Annotated in this window: 8 protein-coding genes and 1 pseudogene; 8 read left to right on the top strand and 1 reads right to left on the bottom strand. The window is 63.8% G+C overall.

All coding sequences use genetic code 11. The annotated features are described in order from the left end of the window. Positions 1-39 precede the first annotated feature (39 nt). Positions 40-705 (top strand): isochorismatase family protein, encoded by a 666-nt coding sequence (locus GJ632_RS00325; RefSeq protein WP_191451483.1) that lies wholly within the window; start codon positions 40-42, stop codon positions 703-705. Between the two features lie 60 nt (positions 706-765). Next, the gene (locus GJ632_RS00330) at positions 766-1707 is read left to right on the top strand and encodes an oxaloacetate decarboxylase (RefSeq protein ID WP_191451485.1); all 942 of its coding nucleotides are present in this window, start codon (positions 766-768) and stop codon (positions 1705-1707) included. 79 nt (positions 1708-1786) lie between these two features. On the opposite strand, the gene GJ632_RS22730 is transcribed toward GJ632_RS00330, so the two are convergent. Then, complete coding sequence (locus GJ632_RS22730) at positions 1787-2161, bottom strand: rhodanese-like domain-containing protein (protein ID WP_089809980.1); 375 nt, start codon at positions 2159-2161, stop codon at positions 1787-1789. A 1247-nt stretch (positions 2162-3408) separates the two neighbouring features. Between GJ632_RS22730 and GJ632_RS00340 the strand changes: the two genes are divergently transcribed. The 6 genes and pseudogenes from GJ632_RS00340 to GJ632_RS25055 form a co-directional block, all read left to right on the top strand. Beyond that, complete coding sequence (locus GJ632_RS00340) at positions 3409-4281, top strand: IclR family transcriptional regulator (protein ID WP_191451489.1); 873 nt, start codon at positions 3409-3411, stop codon at positions 4279-4281. A gap of 7 nt (positions 4282-4288) precedes the next feature. Further along, positions 4289-5254, top strand: coding sequence for an alpha/beta hydrolase (locus tag GJ632_RS00345; protein ID WP_191451491.1), 966 nt, complete (start codon positions 4289-4291; stop codon positions 5252-5254). A gap of 153 nt (positions 5255-5407) precedes the next feature. After that, entirely contained in the window at positions 5408-7108 is a 1701-nt protein-coding gene (locus tag GJ632_RS00350) for an NAD(P)/FAD-dependent oxidoreductase (RefSeq protein ID WP_191451493.1), read from the top strand. A 221-nt stretch (positions 7109-7329) separates the two neighbouring features. Continuing rightward, positions 7330-7500, top strand: coding sequence for a hypothetical protein (locus tag GJ632_RS00355; RefSeq protein WP_177232680.1), 171 nt, complete (start codon positions 7330-7332; stop codon positions 7498-7500). Between the two features lie 612 nt (positions 7501-8112). Then, positions 8113-9104: pseudogene (locus tag GJ632_RS00360) on the top strand (aldo/keto reductase). 137 nt (positions 9105-9241) lie between these two features. Continuing rightward, positions 9242-9492 (top strand): hypothetical protein (locus GJ632_RS25055; RefSeq protein ID WP_191451496.1); only part of this gene is annotated, 251 nt, incomplete at its 3' end.

The following is a 9492-nucleotide window of genomic DNA, read 5'->3' on the forward strand; positions in this document are numbered from 1 at the left end:
GAGAACCGGCACAGCTGAACGACCCGAGCCCACCACACAATGGACAGTCCACACGACGTCGACGCCGGCGACGGTGACGCCGAGTACGAAGCCGCCGACTACGACGACGCGGCCTTCGGCGCGAGCGTCGGCCTCGGCGACCGGCCCGCACTGCTCGTCGTCGACCTGATAAACGCCTTCACCGACCCGGAGACGGACCTCGGCTCGGACGTCACCGACGTGCTGGAGCAGACGGCTCGTCTGCTCGCGGCGTTCCGCGAACACGACCTGCCGCGGTACTTCACCACCGTCGCCTTCGAGGAGTCCTACGGCGACGCCGGACGTTTCATCGAGAAGGTGCCGGCGCTCCGCGAACTGAAACTCGGTACCGAGGCGGTCGAAGTCGACGACCGGGTCGCGCCCGAAGGCGACGAGCGAGTCGTCCTGAAGAAGTACGCGAGCGCCTTCTTCGGCACGGACCTGCAGACCGAACTGACGACGAACGGGGTGGACACGCTCGTCATCACGGGCGTGACGACGAGCGGATGCGTCCGCGCGACGGCGGTCGACAGCCTCCAGCACGGCTACCGCACCGTCGTCCCCGCAGACGCGGTCGGTGACCGCGCCGAGGGACCGCACCGCGCCAACCTGTTCGACATCGACGCGAAGTACGGCGACGTCGTCACGACCGACGCCGTCCTCAAACACCTCTCTACCAATGACTGACGAACCCGCAGACCCGACCGTATCGAAACCGACTAGCCCGCGTCTCCCCTGTGAGCGGCCATGACCGAGTACGGTGCCGCACTCCGCGACCACCTCGACAGCGACGGGATGCTGGTCTGCCCCGGCGTCCACGACCCGCTCACGGCCGCCGTCGCCGACGCCGTCGGCTTCGACACCATCTACATGACCGGCTACGGCACGTCGCTGTCGAAGATCGGCTACCCCGACGCCGGTTTCATCACGATGCCGGAGATGATAGACAACGCCGCGAACATCCAGGAACGCATCGACGTCCCGTTGATCGCCGACGCCGACAACGGCTACGGCAACGCGACGAACGTCGTCCGGACCGTCCGCGAGTACATCAAGGCCGGCGTCGGCGGCATCCACATCGAGGACCAGACGTTCCCCAAGCGCTGTGGACACACGAAAGGGCGACAGGTGATACCGCGGGAGGAGGCGGTCGGGAAGATAGCGGCCGCGGCCGACACGCGTGACGAACGCGGCGAGGAGTTCGTCCTCATCGCCCGCACCGACGCCCGCGGGACCGGCGGCGGGTCGCTGGACGAGGCCATCGGCCGCGTCAACGACTTCCTCGACGCCGGTGCCGACGTGGCGTTCGTCGAGGGACCGACCGACGAGGCCGAACTCAGGCGCATCGGCGACGCGGTGGACGGACCGCTCGTGTACAACTTCGTCGGCGACCTCGGCTCCTCGCCGTACGTCGACCTGTCGTCGCTCGAAGACTGGGGCTTCGACGTGGTGCTGTTCCCCATCGCCGCGACGCTCTCGACCATCGCCAACGCCTACGCCGACCTCAGCGCCTTCGCCGACGACCCCGTCGCGGCGATGCGCGACATCGACGACGCGTTCAACGAGACGCCGGTCGGGAGTCTCCACGAGTTCTCCGGCTTCCCCGAAGTCGTCGAGTGGGAGCGGGCGTACCTCCCCGACGAGGAACAGGAGAAGTACGAGGGGTCACTCGGCGACGACGTCGAGTGAACCGAACGCGCCGATAGCGGACCGGTACCGACCGGCCGACTCTCGGGAGCGGTCCGTTCCCGCCGCGACTGGCACCTCGCTAGAAGAGGTCCCACAGGACCGACCGCAGCCTGTAACTCAGCGAGTCGTTCTGATAGCCGGTCCACCCGCTCATTCCGCCCCGGAGCGTCACCGCGTCGTACCCCTCGTCCGCGAGCAGACTGGTCGCTCGCTTCGCGACCACGCCCATCTTGCAGACGACGACCACGTCTCTGTCCGTCGGAATCTCTCCGAGTCGGTCGCGAAGCGCGGATTCGTCGCCCTGTCGCAACTCGTCGTAGACGGGGACGTTCCGGCTCTCCTCGATAGAATTCGCTCGGAAATCGGACTCCGGGCGGATGTCGAGCAGGAACGGTTCGTCTCTCGTCCCCGAGCGGATGCGCTCGTCCAGTTCGTTCGGACGGATACTGCTCACGGAGGTAATAGCGCGCTCGGCGCACAAAACCGCACCGTTTCGGCGTTGTCGACGGCGTTCGCGGAACACCCGCCGAACGGTGCCGCTCCGAACGCCGTTCGTACTGGAAAGACCCCTTCGAGAGACCGGCCACCGGCGTCTCCTTGCGACCGTCGCCGTCCGACGTGTCGAATAGAAATAATCGTACTTAAGTCCGAGTCGGCGTCGCTCGGCGCCGTCTCGTGTTCGCCACAGTCGAGGAGAACGAGAGCGGACTGCAGATTCGCTTAGGGACGTGCTACAGGGTTCAAAACGCACGAGAGCCACGCACATCCCGCGTCTTCACTGCGAGAGAGCTCTCGAAGGACGAACTCGCGGTAGATGCGCACGAACCGAGTTCGAGCGTGCTCAGATGCCTCGTTCCGGGACAGCGTGAGGTGCCTCGAGTGAGAGAAGTACCCGCAGTCGTCGCGCTCTCTCGTCCGCTCGTCTCGTGGGTCCGAACCGAGTTGCGTACAAATACTTAAGATTACCGTGGGCCGTTCTTCCGGTCGTAAGCGGCGAATCTCTGGTTGCGTCGAGAACGCCGTCGACCAGTCCGGCCACGGAGGCGACACCGAACCTCGACGGTCCGGTCGGCGCCTCCTCGGCGTGTCTCCCCGAAGTCCGACAACCGCCCGTTAGACGCCGAGAGACGTTACGATAGTAGGTATGTAATGCTTCCACCCGTACATCCCTCCTCTTCACAGGCGGCAGTCGGTCCACTCGCCGGAACCGAGGCCCCGACGCTCGGCGTGCGTGAGACCGAACCACTACATTCAATAGATTTACATAACCATCTTTCAACTAATTCTGGAACGTCGTATTCGAAGGGATAGGAGACCATCTCGCTTCGGGTGCCAGTTCGGTCGGTCGGCTCAGTTCAGAAATCACAGTGGTGCGGTCAGGTGGTTTAATTCCAAAATTCGCGGTGCGGGATCGTGGTGCAGAATGGCTGACTCGTGGAGACGCACCTCCGTACACGCATAATTAGACGTTTCGTCGAACGGAAAAACAGCTACGGGAGAGAACCGGAACGCGAGTGTGAAACGAACGACTGCGGCCACGTCGCCGCACGAACGGCGACCGGAAGCGTGTCAGGCCGTCGAACGAGACGGAGTGCGTGAGATCACCCGTCCGAGTCGGTTGTCGCCGCCTCGAGAGCGTCCTGAGACGTTGACGAACGTTCGTGCACAATACTTTTGCGGATAGAGCGGCGTGTCTATGGTATGTCACAACAATACAAGAATATAAAAACTGCCGAGAACGTGTTCACCATTATCGAAAAGATAGAGCAACTCGACCAGCCGACCTGTTCGGAACTCACGGCCCACGTGGGACTCTCCGCCAGTAGCGTCTACAACTACCTCAGGACACTGGAGGAGTGGGGGTACGTCATCAGAAACGACGGGCGATACAGACTCACCCTCAAGTTCCTGCAGAAGGGACGCGCCGTGCGGAACTCCTACCCCATCATGCACGCCGCCACCGAACCCATCGACGTTCTCTCGAAGGTCATCGACGAGTACATCTCGGTGTTCGTCAAGGAGGGGGTACACGCCGTGATGATACACGAGGCGAACAGTCACCACGCCGTTCACGTGCCCCCGCCGTTCCTCGGGGAACCGTTCCACCTCGGGAAGGTGCCGCAGGGGAAGGTGATACTCGCGCAGATGCCCGAATCGGACCGTCGCGAGATTCTCTCCGGCAACGGCCTCGATTCCGAGACGACCGAACGACTGGAGACCGAACTCGAAGACATCCGAGAGAGGGGACTAGCGGTGGACGAGGGACAGAGTCACGAGAACATCTGGGCCGTTGCCGCGCCGGTGAAAGTGGGCGACGAAATCTACGGTTCCCTCCTCATCAGCACGGTCCTGCACCGACTGGACGAACGCCGAGCGAATCGGGAACTGCCGAACTTGCTCGTCCAGACGGTCAAAGAGGTCGAACACCGCCTCTCACGGTACGACTTCGACGACCTGTACTCCACTGGTGATCCCCCACCCCCGGAGTGTCGGTTCGCCCGTCGGAGCGGTTCCGTTCCACCGCCCCACCCGTGTGATAAATCATTAAGCTTATCATGTGAGAGGATGACATGACACAGTGATGTCGCTGGAACAACCAGAAGCCACTGCCGCTGAGGAACCGCATCCCGAAATCGCCGGTCTGTTGGAACAGATGGGTGCCGCGCCGGCGCCGTCGTTCTCGTCGCTGTCGCCGACGGGAGCGCGTCAGTTGATGAAACACATGTTCCCGGACCCCGACGAGCCCGAACCGGTGGGTGACGTCATGGACCTGCATCTCGGCGACGACGGCGTCCCGGTGCGCGTCTACGTCCCCGAGGGACAGGGGCCGTACCCGACGGTGGTGTACGTCCACGGCGGGGGCTGGGTGCTCGGCGACGTCGACACGCACGACGAGACCTGTCGGGCGATAACGAACGCGACGGACGCGATGGTGGTGTCGGTCGACTACCGGCTCTCGCCGGAACACACGTTCCCGACACCGCTGGAAGACTGCTACACCGCCCTCGAGTGGGTGTTCGACGACGCGCAGACGATGCAGGTGGACACGGACAACGTCGCCGTCGCCGGTGACTCGGCCGGTGGCAACCTGGCCGCCGCACTGGCGTTGATGGCCCGTGACCGTGGGGGCCCGGACATCGACCGACAGGTGCTCATCTATCCGGTCACCGACCACTCGTTCGACACCGAGTCGTACGAAGAGAACGGGGCGGGGTACCTGCTCTCGAAGGAGGACATGGAGTGGTTCTGGGACCACTACCTCGAGTCCGACGTGGACGGGAAGAACCCGTACGCCTCGCCGCTTCAGGCCAAGAATCTGGAGGGACTCCCGCCGGCGACGGTTCTCACCTGCGGGTTCGACCCCCTCCGCGACGAGGGGGCGGCGTACGCTCACCGACTGGAGGAGGCGGGCGTCTCGGTCAACCACATCAACTACGACGACGCCATCCACGGCATCGCCCAGTTCCTGGTCGAACCGATGGACCTGACCCGGTCCCGCGAACTGATAGACGACGTGGCCGCCGACCTGACGGCGACGTTCGAGTAGGGACCGCACCCATCCCACTTTTTCGAGGGCGACGGTCGTATCCCAGACCGACAGTCGACGCCCGCGTCCGTCACCGAGTAGCCGGACCGAACCGAGAGGACCTACCGGTAGATTTATGACTTCAGACTTACACATGAACAATCGGGTAATACCATGTCAGAGACTACCTCACACGATAGTGTTGGGGCTACAGCGGGGACAGACTACGACGCAATTATCGTCGGGGCTGGGTTCTCGGGGCTGTACGAACTCCACCGACTCCGAGACGAACTGGGACTGTCGGTCAAGGTCATCGAGAAGGCAGACGACGTGGGCGGCACGTGGTACTGGAACCGGTATCCCGGCGCTCGGTGCGACAGCGAGAGTCACATCTACTGCTACTCGTTCAACGAGGACATCCTGCAGAACTGGGAGTGGAGCGAACGCTATCCCGAACAGCCGGAGGTGCTGGAGTACCTCCGATTCGCCGCTGACGAACTGGACCTGCGGCGGAACATCGAGTTCGAGACGGAGGTGACCTCGGCGGCGTTCGACGAGGACTCCGGCACGTGGCGCATCAGCACCGACGACGGAGAGACCGTCTCCTCGCAGTTCTTCGTCACCGCCGTCGGCTGCCTCTCCGAGCCCTACATCCCGGACTTCGAGGGCATCGAATCGTTCGAGGGGTTCTGGACGCACACGGGGAAGTGGCCGCACGAACCCGTCGACTTCGAGGGTAAGCGCGTCGCGGTAATCGGCACGGGGGCGACCGGCATCCAGGTGATTCCGGAAGTCGCGAAGTCCGACCCCGAGCATCTGACCGTGTTCCAGCGGACGCCGAACTACGCCGTCCCCGCGCGCAACCGACCGCTCGACGACGACGACTGGGAACTGATACAGTCGAACTACGACGAAATCCTCCAACGCGCACACGACTCGGGGTTCGGGTTCCCGTTCGAGGTGGGACAAGAGACGGCGGCGGACATGACGATGGAGGAAGTCGAAGAGGCGTTGGAACCGCGCTGGCAGGAGGGCGGTTTCAGGTTCCTGCTCGCCTTCGAGGACCTGCTGGTCAACGAGGAGACCAACGAGAAGGTGTCCGAGTTCCTCCGCGGCAAGATCCGCGAGACGGTCGACGACCCGGAACTGGCCGAGAAACTCGCCCCGAAGGACCACTACTACGCGACGAAGCGACCGCCCCTCCACACCGACTACTACGAGACGTACAACAGGGACAACGTGAGTCTCGTGGACGTCACGGAGAACCCGATAGAGCGAATCACGCCCGACGGCGTCCAGACCGCCGATGGCCACCACGACTTCGACATGATAATCTACGCCACCGGCTTCGACGCGATGACGGGGACGCTCTTGCAGATAGATATCGAAGGGCGCGACGGACTGACGCTCGAAGAGAAGTGGGAGGACGGTCCGCAGACGTACCTCGGACTGACGCTCCACGGCTTCCCGAACATGTTCACCATCACGGGGCCGCAGAGTCCGTCGGTGCTCAGCAACATGCCGGTGTCGATAGAGCACCACGTCGAGTGGGTCTCGGACACCATCGAGCATCTCGTCGACAACGACATCCAACTCATCGAACCGACGAAGGCGGCCGAGGAGGCGTGGACGACTCACAACCGTCAGGTGGCCGAATCGACGCTGTACACGACCGTCGATTCCTGGTACATGAACGAGAACATCCCGGACAAGCCGACGGTGTTCACCCCGTACCCCGGCGGCGTCGACCTCTACCACGACACCATCCTCGAAGTGGCCGAGAAGGGCTACGAGGGCTTCGAGCTAACCGAGTCGGTCCAGCAGTTGGGTCAGGAGGGCGAGCAACCGCAACTCAGCGTCATGAAGGGAGACTGACGCGGCGGGCGGCGTCCACCCACGGACGAACCCGTGAACTGCGGGACCCATCGGGCAAGACCCGACCGATGTCGTAGCGGTCACCGTTCGGCACCGGTCTACCTCCCCTCGCCGACGCTCTCGGCGAGTCGGGAATCGCTTCGAGAGCGCCGTCTATCGGCGTCTGAATCCACTTGTATCCTGAGTAAGATTTATACTATATTGTTGTGAAAGAGAGAGGTATGGTACAGACGTGCCACGTCTGTGGGAGTACAGTCGTCGAGGACGGAGTGACAGTCGCTCAGAGCGACAGCGGCTTCGTGTGCGCGGACTGCGGTGAGGTGACGTGCACGGGCTGTCAGTCCATCGGCCTCTCGAAGAACACCAACCACTGTCGACGGTGCAGGGGGTAGCCGCCCGCGACTCCGAACTGCGCCGACGAACGAGCGTGGTCGAGGCGAATCGGCGCGACGAACAGACGGTGTAGCGGACGTCCGGCCGGATAATCGTCCGTCTCTCCTCACTCGTACCCACTCAGTCGCGACAGTCGCCGACGCTCCGACGCTCCATCTGGTCTCGTCGCAGAACGTGGCCGACGGTCCAAACGAAGTCGAGTGTCCGATACGGGTGAGTGTATCTATAGTAGTCGGATTCGGACCCTTCTAGTCGTGCTTTCCGAGTTATTCGAGCGATCTGTATCGTTTAGAGCTATTTGAGAGTAAGTAGTCGAGGTTCAAAAATACGAATAGAGCGTCTGTTACTCAATGGGTGCACAATGCCCATCGAAGTCCGGGGGAACGCCAGCGGTCGGCCGTCTGCTCCGGTCGGTCGCGAGAGTATCCGAGGTGCGGTCGCTCCGTAGACGGTCGTGGCCACTCTGCGTTACGGAGTTACGGCTGTAACGTCGACCGTTCCGTCTGGAAGAAGGTCCGCGGTCGCGGACGTGACCGCCAGTCGTACTCGCCCGCGACCCGGCACGTCGCCGTTACCCACAGTATTTTACCGGATTGGGCCGGACGTACGGTATGGAGACACGACCACTCGGCAGTACGAGTATCGACGCCACGGCGGTCGGCCTCGGGACGTGGAACGTCGGCCCCGTCTGGGGCGACGTGAGCGACGACCAGATTCGAGCGGCGATTCACACCGCGTTAGACGAGGGAATCACGTTCGTCGATACGGCGGAGGTGTACGGCGACGGGCGTGCGGAACGACTCATCGGGGAGGTACTCGCCGAACGCGACGACGCGGACGGCATCGACGTGGTGACGAAGGCGGCCCCCGACCCGGACGGCGGGCACTCGATGGCGGGCCTCCGCGAGTCCGTCGAGGGGTCGCTCGACCGTCTGGGCGTCGACAGCCTCGACCTCGTCCAACTTCACTGCCCGGACACGAGCGCGTTCTACGACCCCGACGTGTTCGACGCACTCACCGAACTCCGCGAGGAGGGACTCATCGACCACGCGGGCGTGAGCGTCGAACTCGTCGAGGAGGGACTCAAGGCTATCGAGTACGACGTCGTCGAGTCCGTCCAACTCATCTTCAACCCGCTCAGACTCCGCCCCCGAGAGCGACTGTTCGAGGAGGCGAAGCGTCGCGACGTCGGCCTCATCGTCCGCGTTCCGCTCGCGTCCGGCCTCCTCGCGGGGGCGTTCGACGAGACGACCGAGTTCGACGAGGACGACCACCGCGCGGCCGCTATCGAGGGCGGGGTCGACGCGGGCGTCGGGACGAAAGGAGGCGAGACGTTCGCCGGCGTCCCGTTCGACGCGGGCGTCGACGCGGTGGACGCGCTTCGGCCGCACGTCCCCGAGGAGATGACGATGGCGCAGTTCACGCTCCGCTGGATACTCGACCACGACGCGTCTCGACGGTCATCCCGGGTTCGACGTCGTCGGACCACGTCGCGGAGAACGCGGCGGCGGCCGACTTCGACGCCCTGTCGCACCAGACGCACGGCGCCGTTCTGGACGCCTACGAAGAACACGTCCGCGAGCACGTTCACCACCGCTGGTGACTCGTCGGACGGCGGTGTCGAAGACGAAGAGTCGCCCGCCGAACGACTTCGGTTCCGGACGTTGACCGACCCCACGACGAGGGGGCCAGCACTCGCGGCGACACTACTATTAGCACGCGAGCGGGATAGCCCGGAAAGTGATACGCTACGAACCCGAGACGGAGAACGAGACGCTGTTTCTGCGCGGCGGCGACGACCGACTCGAGGTGGGTCGGGTCGACGACGTCGGTGGACGCAGTCGGCGGCGAGACGTACACCATCGAGTAGACGAGCGACAACGGAGACAGCCGTGGTTGGAGACGGACGAGGGCGTACTGGAGGTGGACGTACGCGAAGCGGCGACGACGCTCGGCCACACCGCGGAGGCGGTGTCGGAACTCCGCGAGTA

The organism is Halogeometricum sp. CBA1124 (assembly GCF_009741955.1).
Lineage (GTDB): Archaea > Halobacteriota > Halobacteria > Halobacteriales > Haloferacaceae > Halogeometricum > Halogeometricum rufum.

Coding starts and splice junctions, on each gene's coding strand:
- GJ632_RS00350 (WP_191451493.1), top strand. CDS start 5,408: ATGTCAGAGACTACCTCACACGATAGTGTTGGGGCTACAGCGGGGACA.
- GJ632_RS00325 (WP_191451483.1), top strand. CDS start 40: ATGGACAGTCCACACGACGTCGACGCCGGCGACGGTGACGCCGAGTAC.
- GJ632_RS00330 (WP_191451485.1), top strand. CDS start 766: ATGACCGAGTACGGTGCCGCACTCCGCGACCACCTCGACAGCGACGGG.
- GJ632_RS00355 (WP_177232680.1), top strand. CDS start 7,330: ATGGTACAGACGTGCCACGTCTGTGGGAGTACAGTCGTCGAGGACGGA.
- GJ632_RS00340 (WP_191451489.1), top strand. CDS start 3,409: ATGTCACAACAATACAAGAATATAAAAACTGCCGAGAACGTGTTCACC.
- GJ632_RS00345 (WP_191451491.1), top strand. CDS start 4,289: ATGTCGCTGGAACAACCAGAAGCCACTGCCGCTGAGGAACCGCATCCC.